This is a genomic window from Thermobacillus composti KWC4, assembly GCF_000227705.2.
In the GTDB taxonomy this organism is placed as follows: domain Bacteria; phylum Bacillota; class Bacilli; order Paenibacillales; family Paenibacillaceae; genus Thermobacillus; species Thermobacillus xylanilyticus.
Genome location: NC_019897.1, coordinates 3,020,486 through 3,035,000 on the forward strand (window position 1 = coordinate 3,020,486; position 14,515 = coordinate 3,035,000).

Genomic DNA, 14,515 nt, shown 5'->3' on the forward strand with positions numbered 1-14,515 from the left:
TAGCAAACCTCGATGCTCCCCGGCGTCGGCGGACAGGATGATCTTGAAAAAAGAAAACGTCCGGCGAACGGCCGAACGCTTCTACGACTTAAGGCTGAGAATCGAGTCCGTGTTTCACCGCCAGAATGGCGGCCTGGGTGCGATCCGTGAGGCCCAGCTTCCCGAGCACGTGGCTAACATGCGTTTTCACCGTCTTCTCGGTGATGTGCAGCGCTTCGGCAATCTCCTTGTTCGTCAGACCGGAGGCGATCAGGCGCAGCACTTCCCGTTCCCGCGCCGTCAGACTGTCGAACGGCGTCGCGGCCTTCTCCGGCGCGGTGCCCCCGGGATCCGCGATGCTCTCCATCAGCAGCCCGGCCACTTCGGGATGCACCTCGACCTTGCCCGCGTGCACGCGGCGGATCGCCTTCGCCAGCTCATCCGGCTCGATATCTTTGAGCAGGTAGCCTCTGGCCCCGGCTTTGACGGCGGGCAGCACATGATCGTGATCGGAGAACGAAGTCAGCACGATCACGTTGACGGCGGGATGCGTTTCCCTGATCCGTCTGGTCGCCTCGATGCCGTTCAGCACCGGCATGTGCAGGTCCATCAGCACGATGTCCGGCGCAAGCTCGGCCACGCGCTCCAGCACTTCGGTTCCCGTGGCCGCCTCGCCGACCAGTTCAAAATCCGGCTGCGTCTTCAGATAAAGCTGCAGCCCTCTCCGGACAATGGCATGATCATCCGCCAGCAGGAGGCGAATTTTCGTCATCGCGGTCCTTCCTTTCCTTCCGGCAGCGGAATCGCCGCCTCGACAAGCGTGCCCTTGCGGCCGTCGCTCGCAATCTTCAGCTCGCCGCCCAGCGCCATGGCGCGTTCACGCATCGTGAACAATCCGAGCGACGCTTCGTGACGGTCGACAGGCCGCGGCCGCATCCCGACGCCGGAATCGGAAATCCGCAATACGGCCGCCCTGTCGCCCAGTTCCAGTTCGACGCTCGCCGCATCCGTCTGCGCATGCTTGGACACGTTGTTCAGCGCTTCCTGCCCGATTCGCCAGAGCGCTTCCTCCGCCTGCCGCGGCAGTTCGCGCACGCCGATGAGCCGGGAGGAGACCTTCAGCCCGAGCTTGCGTCCGTACTCGCTCAGCGCCGTCACGAGCCCCGTTTCCAGCCCTGCCGGCCGAAGCTGCATGATGAGCGCGCGCATTTCCTTCAGCGCCTCGCGCGAGAGCGACTGCATCTCGCGGACCGCCGCCAGGGCGGCATCCGCATCGCCGCCGTGCAGCTGCTGCTCCGCCCCCTTGGCCGTCATCGACAGCGAGAACAGCATCTGGCACACGGAGTCATGCAGATCGCGGGCCAACCGGTTACGCTCGTCCAGCCGCGCCAGTTCGCGGCACTGCTCCTCGAGCTGCGCGCTCTCGACGGCGGCATCGAGATGCTCGGCGATCGCCTCGAGCACTTCCCCGTCCGCCGGCCTGAACCCCACGGGCAGGTCGGTGCCGACGACCAGCGCTCCGGCAGGCCATGCGGCCGTCTGGAGCGGAACCGCCAGCGCCGCTTGCAACGGAGGAAGCTTGCCGCGCAGCCGCGGGTGATCCGTCAAGCCGGCGATTTCGGCGCCCGCCGCCTCGACGCGCCGTCTTCTCGTGATGCACGCTTTCAGCCAGGGCAGCGCATCCGGTTCGATCAGGGTGCCGGGGAAGAACGTCTCCCCGCCGGCATGGACGGCGCTGATGACGAAGCCGGTGCCGGATTTTCGGAGAATGGCGGCGAACGGCCAGGGGAAATATTTCCCCATCAACGCCAGCGCGCATGCCGGAATCGGCGCTTCGGGAGCCGATGCGCCCAGATCGCGGCTGAATTCGCCCAGCTTCGCGAACAGTTCCGCCCGCCGCTGCTCCGCGGCGTACAGCCGCGCGCGTTCGATCGCGCTGCCGATCTGGAAAGCGACGGACTGCAGCAGCGCCAGCTCGTCTTGATGAAAATGCTTCTTGCCGGGCGCGGCCACATTGAGCACGCCGAGCCGCTTCTCCCCGGCCGTCAGCGGTACGGTGGCGTGGTGGGTGATGCCGCCCGTGTCGCCCCGCCGATGCGTCACCGCGTCCTCGAGCCTTTTGCAGTTCAAAATGTTGACCGCCTTGTCCAGCCGGTTCTCCCAGAACCGATCCAGGCACCAGCAGGTCCCGCACCGCATATGACGCTTGTCTTCCATTTCAAGTGCCGGCGGCAGGCCGGCATCGGCGGCCAATTCATATTGCCCGATGCCGTCCGACAGGAAGATCCAGCCGGCTTTCAGGCCGGTCAGCTCCAGCAGCTTCTCCAGCACGGTGTTGAGCGTCGGCATGAGCTCGTTGGAACGGTTCAGCGTTTCCGCGATTGTTTTCAGGGTCACCAGTTCTTCGATCCGGTGCTCCATCCTCCCGTCTCACCTCACACTTTCGCCCGCTGCAGGCGCAGCGCGTTCAGCACGACCGACACCGAGCTGAGCGCCATCGCGGCGCCGGCCACCCACGGCGCGAGAAAGCCCGCCGCGGCGACGGGGATGCCGAGGGAGTTGTAGGCGAGCGCCCAGAACAGGTTCTGCCGGATGTTCACCATCGTCCTGCGGCTCATGCGGATCGCGTCGGCGATGCCGTTCAGGTCGCCGCGCATCAGGGTGACGTCCGCCGCTTCCATCGCGACGTCCGTTCCCGTGCCGATCGCCATCCCGATGTCGGCCGTCGCCAGCGCGGGCGCGTCGTTGATCCCGTCGCCGACCATCGCCACTTTCCGGCCCCGGGCCTGCAGCTTCTTCACTTCTTCCGCCTTGCCTTCCGGCAGCACCTCCGCCAGCACCTTGCCGATGCCGGCCTGCCGCGCGATCGCCCGCGCGGTCCGCTCGTTGTCGCCCGTGATCATGACGACTTCGATGCCCATCGCCTGAAGGCGCGCCACCGCTTCCCGCGACGTCTCCTTGATCGTGTCGGCCGCCGCGACCAGACCGGCGTACCGGCGCTCGACGGCAACCAGCATCGCGGTTTTGCCCGCTTCCTCGAGCTGCGCCATCGCCGCCTCCGCCTGATCCGCCGGCACCCCGTACCGTTCCAGCAGCCTGCGATTGCCCGCGAGCACTTCCTGCCCTTCCACGACGGCGCGGATGCCGTGCCCGGGGATCGCCTCGAACGCCTCGGCCGCGGGAAGTTCGATGCCTCTGGCGGCAATGCCCGCCGCGATCGCCTCGGCGAGCGGATGCTCGGAAGGCTTCTCGGCCGCGCCGACCAGGCGCAGAAATTCGGTCTCGTCCGGCATGACGGCGATGATGTCCGTCAGTTCGGGCTTGCCCTTCGTCACCGTGCCGGTCTTGTCGAGGACGACCGTGTCGATGCGGTGGGTCAGCTCCAGATGCTCGCCGCCCTTGAACAGAATGCCGAGCTCCGCCGCGCGGCCCGACCCCGCCATGATGGAGGTCGGCGTTGCCAGGCCGAGCGCGCACGGGCAGGCGATGACGAGGACGGCGATCGCCTTCCGCAGCGCGCCGGCGAAGTTGCCGGCATCCGCCCAGAAGAACCAGATCAGGAACGTCAGCAGCGCGATGCCGACGACGATCGGGACGAATACGCCCGAGATGGCGTCGGCCACCCGCTGGATCGGCGCCTTGGAGCCCTGCGCTTCCTCCACGACCCGGATGATCTGCGCCAGCGCCGTATCCTTGCCGACCTTCGTCGCCCGCACCTTCAGCATGCCGTGCTTGTTGACCGTCGCGCCGATGACGGGATCACCCGCGCGCTTCTCCACCGGAATGCTCTCGCCGGTCAGCATCGACTCGTCGACCGATGAGCTGCCTTCCACCACTTCCCCGTCAACCGGGATTTTCTCGCCCGGCCTTACGAGAACGATGTCGCCGGCGGCCACTTCGTCCGCCGGGATCCGGATCTCCTCGCCGTCCCGGATGACGAGCGCCGTCTTGGCTCTGAGTCCCATCAGCGTCTTGATCGCTTCCGACGTGCGGCCCTTCGCCAGCGCCTCGAACAGTTTGCCGAGAACGATCAGGGTGATCAGAATCGCGCTCGTCTCGTAATACAGCGCCGGGGCGTGATGCCGCATGTCCGCGCTTGCCCACTCCAGCGTCAGGAACAGGCTGTACAGGTAGGCGGCCGAGGTGCCGAGCGCGACCAACACGTCCATGTTGGCGCTCCGATTGCGGAGCGCCTTCCAGGCGCCGACGTAGAACGGCCCGCCGATCACGAACTGGACGGGAGTGGCGAGCGCGAGCTGCACCCACGGATTCATGAACCACGAGGGCACCCAGATGAACGACGTGAACGAGAAATGGCCGGCCATCGCCCACAGCAGGGGGAACGACAGAACGGCCGAGATCACGAACCGGCGCGTCTGCCGCTTGATCTCCCGCTGCCGGCGGTCCTTCGCGTCTTCCCGCTGCTCCTTCGGGAACGCCTGGTAGCCGAGCTGCTCCACCTTGCGGATCATGTCTTCGACGGTCACGGTCGCAGGCGAATATTCGACGCGCGCCGTCTCCATCGCGAGATTGACGTTGGCGCTTGCGACGCCGGGCAGCCGGGAGAGGCCCTTCTCGATCCGGTTGGCGCAGGCCGCGCAGGTCATGCCGGTGATCTGGAATTGGGCCTGCTTCATCTCGCGGGTTTGTTCCGCTTCCATGGGATCAACACTCCCGAATATACCTCCACAGGGTATATAATTGGACAAAAAAAGAGGCTGGCAACAGGGCCGCCCGGCCCGCTTGAATCCGAACCGGACGGCTCCGCCCGACCGGGCCCCGCGTCACACGACGTCGTAGCCCTGATCCTCGATCGCTTGCTTGAGCTGTTCAAGCGTCACGGCGTTCTCGTCGTATTCGATCGTTACCGTGCCGCTTGCCAGGTCCACCGTGCCCGCGGCGCCGGCTTGCTTGACCGCCGTCTCGACGGCGTTCACGCAATGGCCGCAGGACATGCCTTCCACCTTGAGCGTAACCTTCGTCATATCGCACATCTCCTTCGCTTTATTATTTTAACAGTTTGTTCACGGTGGTGAGCAGTTCGTCGATGACCTCGAGATCGCCTTCCTGAATCCGTTCCACCACGCAGCTTCTCATGTGCCCGGCCAGCAGCAGTTTGCCCACGCTGTTCAGCGCCGCCTGCACGGCCGAAATCTGGTTGAGGACATGATCGCAGTACGTATCCTTCTCGATCATTCCCTTGATGCCGCGGATCTGCCCCTCAATCCGGTTCAGCCGGGTGATGAGATCCGTCTTCAGTTTCTCGGAATGATGGCTTCTCCTGTGCTCATCGTGCGAATGGACATGCGCTTCCGCATCGTACATGGATTCCAACGTCCCTCACCCCCGTCGTCTCTAATACTATACCCCCCTACTGTATATGTCAAGATGACCTCCGATCCATCTTCATCGATTGCACCCCGCCTTTTCACCATCACGAAAAAATGCCGCCTCATCACTTCTACTGTTGCATCCCGCGCCCGCGTTTATACGGATTGGGCAGCCTGCACCGCCTTTGCGCCGTCCGGCCGTTGACATCCGGTTCCGCCGGACAACGGCGAACATCACCGGGATCATCGGCCAATGCAGGTCGGGCTCCGGAAGCGGATAATTCGCGAGCGTCATGTACAGCCAGGAGACAAACATGACCGCCGGGATGAGCGTAAAGGCGGGCAAATACCAGACGTTCCTCCGGATCGACCGCCAGTCGGTGAGCCGGCGGAACAGATCGCGGACCCCCTTCCCTTTGTCCCGCCGGTAAGCCAGGATGCAAGCGGTGATCAGCGGAAAGAAAGCCATCAGCGAACTGACCGGAAGATTGACCGGAATGTCGGGCCCTTCCCCGATGAGCTCAACCAGCAGCCACAGGACGGCGGAAAACGCAAAAACCATCAAACAAAACAGGAAAGATGTTTGCAACGATGGCACAGATGTTCGCATGAATCGCAACTCCTTCGAGAGCCTTTTATTTCATAGACAAAGCTCACATGCATCATGTGACAATTGCGTTCACGGCGAACAAACCGGCATCTGCCGTCCAACGTCTAATATATTTTAGCCTTGATACGGGTCGCGGCAAGTTTACGGACGGTCCAGCGCGTAAAGCTTGCGGTATCGTTCATGGTCCCGCAAAAGCTGCTCGTGCGTTCCCTGCATCGCGATGCGGCCCCGGTCCAGAAAAACGATCCGGTCCATGCGCTCCATGCCGGCCAGGTGATGCGTAATCCAGAGCAGCGTTTTGCCGCGCAGCGCCGTGAACAGGGTATCGAGCAGATCGCGTTCGGTCACCGGGTCCAGTCCGACCGTCGGTTCGTCAAGCAGGACGATCGGGCGATTTTGCAGCAGCACGCGCGCCAGAGCGATCCGCTGCCGCTCTCCGCCGGAGAACCGGACGCCCGCTTCCCGCACCCTCGTCCCGAGGCCGTCCGGAAGCGCGGCGATCAACTTGCCGAGCCCCGCCAATTCCGCCGCTTCCCGGACTTCATCGTCCGTCGCGTCCGGCCGGCCAAGGCGGATATTGTTCGCAATGGTCGTGTCGAACACATAGGGCTGCTGGTTCAGGACAGCGAACGGGCGCGGCGACTCATTGTTTTGGATCTGTTGGACGGAGACACCGCCTATCGTGATCGAGCCGCGGTCGGGCGCCAGCTCGCCCTGGATCAGGCTCAGCAAGGTGGTTTTGCCCGCGCCGCTGCGGCCGGTCAAGGCAACCTGGCTGCCGGCGGGGACATGCAGATCGATGCCGTGAAGCTGCCAGCCGTCCGTTCCGGGGTACCGGAAGCTCACGTTGACCAGACGCAGACCGGATGCATCCCGTCCGGCTTCGTCGGCGCCTTTCATCGAACCGGGCCGTGCCGGCGCCGTGTCTCCCGCGGCATGTTCGATTTCCTTCAGCCGTTGGACGGACTCCCGGTAATCCGTCGTCCGCATGACGGATTCTCCCGCTTTCACCAGCGCATCCATTAATGGGAATCCGACGAGCGCGAAAGCGGCGATCCATTCGGGACTCATGGCTCCTTTCGCGCTTTGCGCCGCGGCCCAGAGCGTCAACATGATGACGGCTCCGCAGGTCAGGCATTGAGCCAGCCACCCGGTCCGCCACTCCATGCGCCGCACGTTTCGATCCGCGGCGGCCATTTGCGCCTGACGCTGCTTGAAAGCGGAGAGAAAACGACCGGTGCGGCCGCTCAGGATCCAATCGCTCATGCCGAAAACGCCGTCCGTCAATTCCCGGTAAGCCAGGTTCCGCCGCGCCTTGCTTTGCATGCGCGTTCCGCGCGACACAAGCAGGGCAAAGACGGGCAAGGTGATGAACAGAAATCCGCAGTACATCGCCATCCAGAGGGCGAACCGGCCGTCCATCCGTCCAAGTATGACAATGCCGGCTCCATAGAGCAGCACGACCGCGGCCGCCGGCAAGATGAGGCGAAGGTAAACATGTTGCAGCTGTTCGATGTCCTCCGCCAGCATGCCGAGCAAATCGCCCGCCCGATGGCGGGAGCGAAGCCGCAGCGCTTGCGGTTCGATGATGCGGTATAGCCTGACGCGCAGGCGGGACAGGATGCGCAGCACCGCATCGTGGCTGATCAATCGCTCGAGGTACTGGACGACGGCTTTGCCGAAGCCGAACGTTCGAACGAGCACGATCGGAACATAGACCATCAAGACGTTTTCGGGCCGCAGGGCGGAACGGGAGATCAGGTAGCCGGAAGTGAAGACCAGCGCCGCGGCGCAGGCAACCGCGAGGAGGCCCGCGATCGCGGCAGCCATGAAACGCCACGGATATGCTCTCAAATTCGGAAAAATCCATCCGCCGTCGCGGTTTGCGATTGTTTTTTTCACTGGTTACCCGCCTTTCCCCGAAGCAGCTTCCAGCATATTCCGATAGACGCCTTGACGGGCCAGCAGCTCTTCGTGCGTGCCGGCTTCCACAAGACGGCCGTCCTTGAGCACCCAAATCCAGTCCATCGCCTTCATCCAATGCAGCCGATGGGAGGCCAGAAAGACCCGGCGTCCGGCAAACATGTCCAGCATGGTCTCCTTCAATTCCAGTTCGGTCTCGAGGTCGAGATGGGCGGTCGGTTCATCCAGCAGCCATACCGGCCGGTTGCCGACAAGCGCCCTGGCGAGCGCGATGCGCTGGGCTTGACCGCCGCTCAAGGAGCGGCCTCCGTCGCCAATACGTTCATGGATGCCGTCCGGCAACGAGGCGATCAGATCGCCCAGTCCGGCACTGGCCAGCGCCCGCATCACCTGCTCGTCGGACGCATCCGGCTCGTAGAAGCGCACGTTATCCGCGATCGTTGCGCTGAACAGGTAAGGGTGTTGGGGGATATACGTCAGCTGCTGCTGCCATCTTTGCCTGGTGCCTTCGGTCAGCGGCAGGCCGTCGATCCGGATATGTCCCGACGAAGGAGGCAGAAAACCGCCCAGCAAATGAAGCAGCGTCGTTTTGCCGGAACCGCTCATGCCGACGATGCCGACTTTGTGAATATGGCTGCCAATGGAGGACGACAATCCGTCCAGACGCGGCAAACCGGCTTCTCCGTCAACCTTGACATCCGACAGTTGAATCCAGGCTTGACCGGTGTCCGGCCCGGCCGGGCTGTGCGCTTGCTCCTCCCGCTTTTCGGCGGCGCGCAATTCCGTCCCGCCTGCACCGCTGATCCGCGCCGCCGAACCGCTGGTCCGTGCCTCCGAATCGCTGATCCGTGCCGCCGCGACGCGCTCTTCCGGGCCGCGCTCGTCCGCGACGACATCGCGGATCGCCGTCCAGGCTTCCTTGCCGTCCAGCGAAGCGTGATAGTCCGCGCCCAGCATGCGCACGGGCAGGAAATATTCCGGCGCGAGCAGCAGCACCGCCAGAGCGGGTTCCAGACCGATGCCGCCGCCGATCAGGCGAAGGCCCAGGCTGACCGCGACAAATGCCACCGACAAGGTGCTGAAAAAATCGAGCGCGAACGAGGACAGAAACGCCACCCGCAGCGTCCGCATCGTCGCCGACCGATACCGGTCGCTGACCTGTTCCACGACGGCTGCGTAATCGCGGCTGCGGCCGAGAAATTTCAGCGTCGCCAGGCCGCGCAGCACATCGGTGAAATGGCGGGCCAGCACCTGGAACGAGCGCCATTGCCGGTCCGCCATGCGGCGGGCGGCAAAGCCGAGCAGAATGAAAAAGCCGATCAGCACGGGCATCGTAACGGTGAGAATCAGCCCCGACGCGATGTCCAGGACATACACCGCGGCCAGAACCGAAATCGTCACGAGCCCCATGTCCATGGTCCGGATGACGGTCAATTCCAGGTACGCGCGGAAACGGTCAACGCCGTCCATCGCCAGCGTGACGAGCCGGCCGCTGCCTGCCTGAGCGGCGTAATCCGGTCCGCGCTCGAACAGCCGCTCCGTCAGCCTGAGCCGCAGCGACTCGCCCGTCCGCTCCGCGAACCTCCCCGCGCAAAGCCGCTGCAGCCATACCGCCGAATGGCGAACTATCCAGGCGGCGGCAAACCATGCGAGCGGGCCAATCGCCTCGTCGATCGTCCCGCCCTGAAACAACAGCGCGACCGCTTTCGCAAGCCCGAGCGCCTGCCCGATCATTGCCGCCGCTTGGATGAGCGACAGCGCCCCGACGGCCGCCAGGACCGGCCTGATCCCCCTCAACGCCAGAATCGCCTTGTCCATCAGTACTCCAGATGATCACGGGCGCTGACCCGTTTGCGGAACACATAATAGCTCCACGCCTGATAACCGAGGACAAACGGCAGCAGCACAGCGGCCACGATCGTCATCGCCTTCAGCGTATAGGGGCTGGAGGAGGCGTTCGACACCGTCAGGTCATAGGCGCTGCCGAACGAACTGATCATCACCCGGGGGAACAGGCTTGTGAAGAGCGTCGCAACCGGCACCAAAACCATAAGTCCGGTCATCGCGAACGCCCAACCTTCTTTTTTACGATACAGAAAATATCCCGCCAATCCCGCCGCAATCAGACCGACAGTTCCCGACATCGCCCACAGCGGCATCCGTCCTTCGAACAAATCGGTCGCCGCGAGCGCCCAACCTGCGAGCACCGCGAGCATCAATGCGACCCAGGGAAGCGTCTTGAGCGCCTTCTTGCGCGCGCGTTCGCGCAGCTCCCCGGTGGTCCGGAGCGTAAGGAAGGCCAGACCGTGAAGCAGGCACAGACCGGTGACCGTAAGCCCGCTCCACAGCGTAAAGCCGTTCACCCAATCGCCGAAGGCCGCCCGCATGTTCATGTTGTCCCCGATCGGCACTCCTTTCGCCAGGCTGGCGAACAGCATGCCGAACAGGAACGGCGGCGCCAAGCTTCCGGCGAAGATGGCCATATCCCAGCCCCTCCTCCACCGCTCGCTTTCCGATTTTCCGCGAAATTCAAAGGCGCAAGCCCGGCCAATCAAGGCCAGCAAGATCAACGTCAACGGGACATAATACCCGCTGAACATCGTGGAATACCAGTGCGGAAACGCTGCGAACATCGCGCCGGCCGCCGTGATGAGCCACACTTCGTTGGCATCCCAGAACGGGCCGATCGTATTGATCAGCACCCTGCGTTCCATATTTCCCTTTGCGAGCCATCGTGTGGACATGCCAACCCCGAAATCGAATCCTTCCAGGAAGAAAAAGCCGGCAAACAATACCGCGATCAAACCAAACCAAAGATCATGGAGCGACAACCTGACCGCCTCCTTTTTCCGGGTATGCCCCATAAGGATCAAAATCATGCTCCCGCGAGTCACGGTCCGGCTCTTCCCCGGAAACCGGGCCTTTGCGTGCCGTCCGGATGAACAGCCAGACCAGCAGGGCCAGCAGAATCAGATAGACCGCGGAGAAGGAAATGAGAGAGAACCAGATCTGACCGGCCGTGACATTGGGTGAAACGGAATCTTCCACCTTGAACAATCCGAACACCGTCCAGGGCTGCCTGCCGATTTCCGTCATGATCCAGCCTGCCGTGTTGGCGATGAAGGGCAGGAAGATGGCGCCGATCATCGCGCGGAGATACCAGCGGGGCATTTTATCCCAACGCTTGCGCAACGCCATAAAGGCGCCGTACATGCCGAGCAGAATCATCAAGACGCCGCTGCCCACCATGACGCGGAAACTCCAGAACGTCGTGCGAACCGGCGGAATGTAGTTTCCCGGACCGTACGTTTGCTCATACTCCGCCTGAAGTTCATTCATGCCCGGTACGGAGCCGGAAAACCGGCTGTACGACAAGAAGCTGAGCAAATACGGAATTTTGACTTCGTAGCGGTTCTCACGGGTTTCCGGATCAATGACCGCAAAGACCGTCCAGGGCGCCGGATCGCTGCTCCTCTCCCACAGCCCTTCCGACGCGGCCATCTTCATCGGCTGGGTGTCCATGAGATACTGGGCTTGGGAGTGGCCGAACAGCGCAATGGCGATCGAAGCGACAAAGGCGACAATGACGGACAGCTTGAAGGACGTGCGGAAGAAATCGACATTGCGTTTTCTCAGCAAACTCCAGGCACTGATGCCGGCCACCAGGAATGCTCCGGTCGCGATCGCCGCCGAGACGGTGTGCGGAAACTCCCAGATCAGCTGACCGTTGGTCAAGAGGGCCGCGAAATCGGTCATTTCCGCTCTTCCGTCGCGGATGGCGTAACCGACCGGACGCTGCATGAACGAGTTGGCCGCCAGAATCCAGAACGCGGACAACATCGTGCCGATCGAAACGAGCCAAATGCAGGCCAGGTGCACCTTCCGGGACAGACGATCCCATCCGAACACCCACAGACCGATAAACGTCGACTCAAGGAAAAAGGCCAGCAGCGCTTCAATCGCGAGCGGCGTCCCAAAAATATCGCCGACAAAACGCGAAAATTCCGACCAATTCATGCCGAACTGAAATTCCTGCAAAATCCCGGTGACAATGCCCACGGCAAAGTTGATCAGCAAGAACTTCCCCCAGAATTGAGCCATCTGCTTGTACTTGTCGTTCTTCTTGACGACGTACATCGTCTCCATGATCGCGACGAGCAACGACAGGCCGATGGAGATCGGGACGAAGATAAAGTGAAAAATTGTGGTCGAGGCAAACTGCAGCCTCGCAAGATCCAGCACGTCCATGGACGAAGCCCTCCTTCTCGTTGATCATCTCCATGACTTCGAATATTTTGTGAAATTTTTCACTTTGATAGTGACAAAGACGACCTTGCCTCTGCGTACATTGGAGACAGCGTATCAATTGGCTGTTTCCTTGCCGCTCACCATTAGTATAGACCACACGGTTGACTGTGACATCAATCACAATTGACAGAATGGTGATCGGATGTTGATCATTGTGTGAAAATCAGCAAAATGCAGAAAGGCTCTTGAGATCCGACCGATCTCAAGAGCCGATATTACGATGGTGCTGGTGAAGGGACTTGAACCCCCACTCCCTCGCGGGAAGCGGATTTTGAGTCCGCCGCGTCTGCCATTCCGCCACACCAGCGCAATTGCGATTAATTGAAAATGGCGTGCCCTAAGAGATTCGAACTCCTGACCTTTTGATTCGTAGTCAAACGCTCTATCCGGCTGAGCTAAGGGCACGCGTATGGAGATGAATGGAGGCGCCACCCAGATTCGAACTGGGGATAAAGCTTTTGCAGAGCTCCGCCTTACCACTTGGCTATGGCGCCATAAATAAGAATGGAGCGGACGACGGGAATCGAACCCGCGACCCTCGCCTTGGCAAGGCGATGCTCTACCGCTGAGCCACGTCCGCAAAAAGTGGCTGGGGATCTAGGATTCGAACCTAGGAATGACGGAGTCAAAGTCCGTTGCCTTACCGCTTGGCTAATCCCCAGCGTAAGATATGGGGCGATCGATGGGACTTGAACCCATGAATGCCGGAGCCACAATCCGGTGCGTTAACCCCTTCGCCACGACCGCCATGAAAGAAAATTGAATACTGGCAGGGGCAGCAGGAATTGAACCCACACTAACGGTTTTGGAGACCGCTGTTCTACCTTTAAACTATGCCCCTGTGTGAGGAATTGATGCGTCTATCCTCTGTGTCGCAATATGGTGCCGGCGAGAGGACTTGAACCCCCAACCCACTGATTACAAGTCAGTTGCTCTACCAATTGAGCTACACCGGCGCGTACCATTCCGTGTGTGGAATCGAACCGCCGACACGAGGAATCCGGTCCTCTGCTCTACCGGCCGGGCTGCCCGAATTGATGAAGGATGGCGGAGCCGACGGGATTCGAACCCGCGGTCTCCTGCGTGACAGGCAGGCATGTTAGGCCTCTACACCACGGCTCCGTGTTCATCAATGCTCGGTTGCCCCGATAGAGAGAAATGGTTGCGGGGGCAGGATTTGAACCTGCGGCCTTCGGGTTATGAGCCCGACGAGCTACCGGACTGCTCCACCCCGCGTCGAGATCGCTGGCAGCCGCTTCGCCGCAGCCTTGCAACGATGGTGGAGGCTGACGGGATCGAACCGCCGACCCTCTGCTTGTAAGGCAGATGCTCTCCCAGCTGAGCTAAGCCTCCGTGAATCCGCGCTTTCCGGCGCGTGACAAATTATAATATACTACAACTTGATCCGATAAATCAAGTCTGTTTGTGAAGGAAGTGGTGACCCGTAGGGGATTCGAACCCCTGTTACCTCCGTGAAAGGGAGGTGTCTTAAGCCCTTGACCAACGGGCCGCAATGAAGGAAAGTCAATGGCGGAGAGCGAGGGATTCGAACCCTCGATACGCTGTTAACGTATACACGATTTCCAATCGTGCTCCTTCGACCACTCGGACAGCTCTCCACGAGATGGCTCCCCGAACAGGACTCGAACCTGTGACAACTCGGTTAACAGCCGAGTGCTCTACCGACTGAGCTATCGGGGAACAGCGTCAACGGTATTCTCTCTGCTCAGGATGCCTTGCACCCTGAAAACCGGATGCGAATGCGTGTGCTTCAAGCTGAACCCGTTTCCGGGGCCCCCGCAAAGTAATCGGACTACGCTTCAAAGCGAATCGTCACTTTGTGGGGTAAATTTAGGATAAGCCCTCGACCGATTAGTATTCGTCAGCTTCACGCGTTGCCGCGCTTCCACCTCGAACCTATCAACCTGGTCATCTTCCAGGGGTCTTACCTTTACAGTGGGAAATCTCATCTTGAGGGGGGCTTCGCGCTTAGATGCTTTCAGCGCTTATCCCGTCCGTACTTGGCTACCCAGCGGTGCTCCTGGCGGAACAACTGGTACACCAGCGGTACGTCCATCCCGGTCCTCTCGTACTAAGGACAGCTCCTCTCAAATTTCCTGCGCCCGCGACAGATAGGGACCGAACTGTCTCACGACGTTCTGAACCCAGCTCGCGTACCGCTTTAATGGGCGAACAGCCCAACCCTTGGGACCTACTTCAGCCCCAGGATGCGATGAGCCGACATCGAGGTGCCAAACCTCCCCGTCGATGTGGACTCTTGGGGGAGATAAGCCTGTTATCCCCAGGGTAGCTTTTATCCGTTGAGCGATGGCCCTTCCATTCGGTACCACCGGATCACTAAGCC

The 14,515-nt window shown here is 61.5% G+C and carries 10 protein-coding genes, 14 tRNA genes and 1 rRNA gene (1 of these 25 only partly in view); all 25 read right to left on the reverse strand.

Annotated features, from left to right (window positions below):
* Positions 1-88 precede the first annotated feature (88 nt).
* A complete protein-coding gene (locus THECO_RS13990; protein ID WP_015255706.1) occupies positions 89-751 on the reverse strand; it encodes a response regulator in 663 nt (220 codons plus the stop codon).
* Positions 748-2,400, reverse strand: a complete 1,653-nt coding sequence (locus THECO_RS13995) for a GAF domain-containing sensor histidine kinase (RefSeq protein ID WP_015255707.1) — start codon at positions 2,398-2,400, stop codon at positions 748-750. The genes THECO_RS13990 and THECO_RS13995 overlap by 4 nt, the downstream gene beginning before the upstream one ends.
* A 14-nt stretch (positions 2,401-2,414) precedes the next feature.
* Positions 2,415-4,640, reverse strand: a complete 2,226-nt coding sequence (locus tag THECO_RS14000) for a heavy metal translocating P-type ATPase (protein ID WP_015255708.1) — start codon at positions 4,638-4,640, stop codon at positions 2,415-2,417.
* Between the two features lie 123 nt (positions 4,641-4,763).
* Positions 4,764-4,964, reverse strand: coding sequence for a cation transporter (locus THECO_RS14005; RefSeq protein ID WP_015255709.1), 201 nt, complete (start codon positions 4,962-4,964; stop codon positions 4,764-4,766).
* Positions 4,965-4,986: 22 nt separating this feature from the next.
* Positions 4,987-5,304 carry a metal-sensitive transcriptional regulator gene (locus THECO_RS14010; RefSeq protein ID WP_041854490.1) on the reverse strand — a complete coding sequence of 106 codons (318 nt, stop codon included), beginning with the start codon at positions 5,302-5,304 and terminating at the stop codon, positions 4,987-4,989.
* 81 nt (positions 5,305-5,385) lie between these two features.
* Positions 5,386-5,919 carry a hypothetical protein gene (locus THECO_RS20620; RefSeq protein WP_015255711.1) on the reverse strand — a complete coding sequence of 178 codons (534 nt, stop codon included), beginning with the start codon at positions 5,917-5,919 and terminating at the stop codon, positions 5,386-5,388.
* A 141-nt stretch (positions 5,920-6,060) separates the two neighbouring features.
* Positions 6,061-7,821 carry a thiol reductant ABC exporter subunit CydC gene (gene cydC / locus THECO_RS14020; RefSeq protein ID WP_015255712.1) on the reverse strand — a complete coding sequence of 587 codons (1,761 nt, stop codon included), beginning with the start codon at positions 7,819-7,821 and terminating at the stop codon, positions 6,061-6,063.
* A 3-nt stretch (positions 7,822-7,824) separates the two neighbouring features.
* Entirely contained in the window at positions 7,825-9,660 is a 1,836-nt protein-coding gene (gene cydD, locus THECO_RS14025; protein ID WP_015255713.1) for a thiol reductant ABC exporter subunit CydD, read from the reverse strand.
* Entirely contained in the window at positions 9,660-10,673 is a 1,014-nt protein-coding gene (gene cydB, locus THECO_RS14030; protein ID WP_015255714.1) for a cytochrome d ubiquinol oxidase subunit II, read from the reverse strand. Before cydB ends, cydD begins: the two co-directional genes overlap by 1 nt.
* The gene (locus THECO_RS14035; protein WP_015255715.1) at positions 10,660-12,090 is read right to left on the reverse strand and encodes a cytochrome ubiquinol oxidase subunit I; all 1,431 of its coding nucleotides are present in this window, start codon (positions 12,088-12,090) and stop codon (positions 10,660-10,662) included. The genes cydB and THECO_RS14035 overlap by 14 nt, the downstream gene beginning before the upstream one ends.
* A gap of 281 nt (positions 12,091-12,371) precedes the next feature.
* A tRNA-Leu gene (locus THECO_RS14045) sits at positions 12,372-12,457 on the reverse strand.
* A gap of 21 nt (positions 12,458-12,478) precedes the next feature.
* A tRNA-Arg gene (locus THECO_RS14050) sits at positions 12,479-12,555 on the reverse strand.
* Positions 12,556-12,570: 15 nt separating this feature from the next.
* A tRNA-Cys gene (locus tag THECO_RS14055) sits at positions 12,571-12,644 on the reverse strand.
* An 11-nt stretch (positions 12,645-12,655) separates the two neighbouring features.
* Positions 12,656-12,730: transfer RNA gene (locus THECO_RS14060), tRNA-Gly, on the reverse strand.
* Positions 12,731-12,736: 6 nt separating this feature from the next.
* Positions 12,737-12,811 (reverse strand) — tRNA-Gln (locus THECO_RS14065).
* 10 nt (positions 12,812-12,821) lie between these two features.
* Positions 12,822-12,897 (reverse strand) — tRNA-His (locus tag THECO_RS14070).
* A 20-nt stretch (positions 12,898-12,917) separates the two neighbouring features.
* Positions 12,918-12,991: transfer RNA gene (locus THECO_RS14075), tRNA-Trp, on the reverse strand.
* Between the two features lie 39 nt (positions 12,992-13,030).
* Positions 13,031-13,106 (reverse strand) — tRNA-Thr (locus THECO_RS14080).
* An 89-nt stretch (positions 13,107-13,195) separates the two neighbouring features.
* A tRNA-Asp gene (locus tag THECO_RS14085) sits at positions 13,196-13,272 on the reverse strand.
* 37 nt (positions 13,273-13,309) lie between these two features.
* Positions 13,310-13,386 (reverse strand) — tRNA-Met (locus tag THECO_RS14090).
* A 41-nt stretch (positions 13,387-13,427) separates the two neighbouring features.
* Positions 13,428-13,503 (reverse strand) — tRNA-Val (locus THECO_RS14095).
* 82 nt (positions 13,504-13,585) lie between these two features.
* Positions 13,586-13,660 (reverse strand) — tRNA-Glu (locus THECO_RS14100).
* A gap of 18 nt (positions 13,661-13,678) precedes the next feature.
* A tRNA-Ser gene (locus THECO_RS14105) sits at positions 13,679-13,769 on the reverse strand.
* Between the two features lie 6 nt (positions 13,770-13,775).
* Positions 13,776-13,851: transfer RNA gene (locus tag THECO_RS14110), tRNA-Asn, on the reverse strand.
* Positions 13,852-14,002: 151 nt separating this feature from the next.
* Positions 14,003-14,515, reverse strand: a 23S ribosomal RNA gene (locus THECO_RS14115); it runs 2,448 nt beyond the window's last position.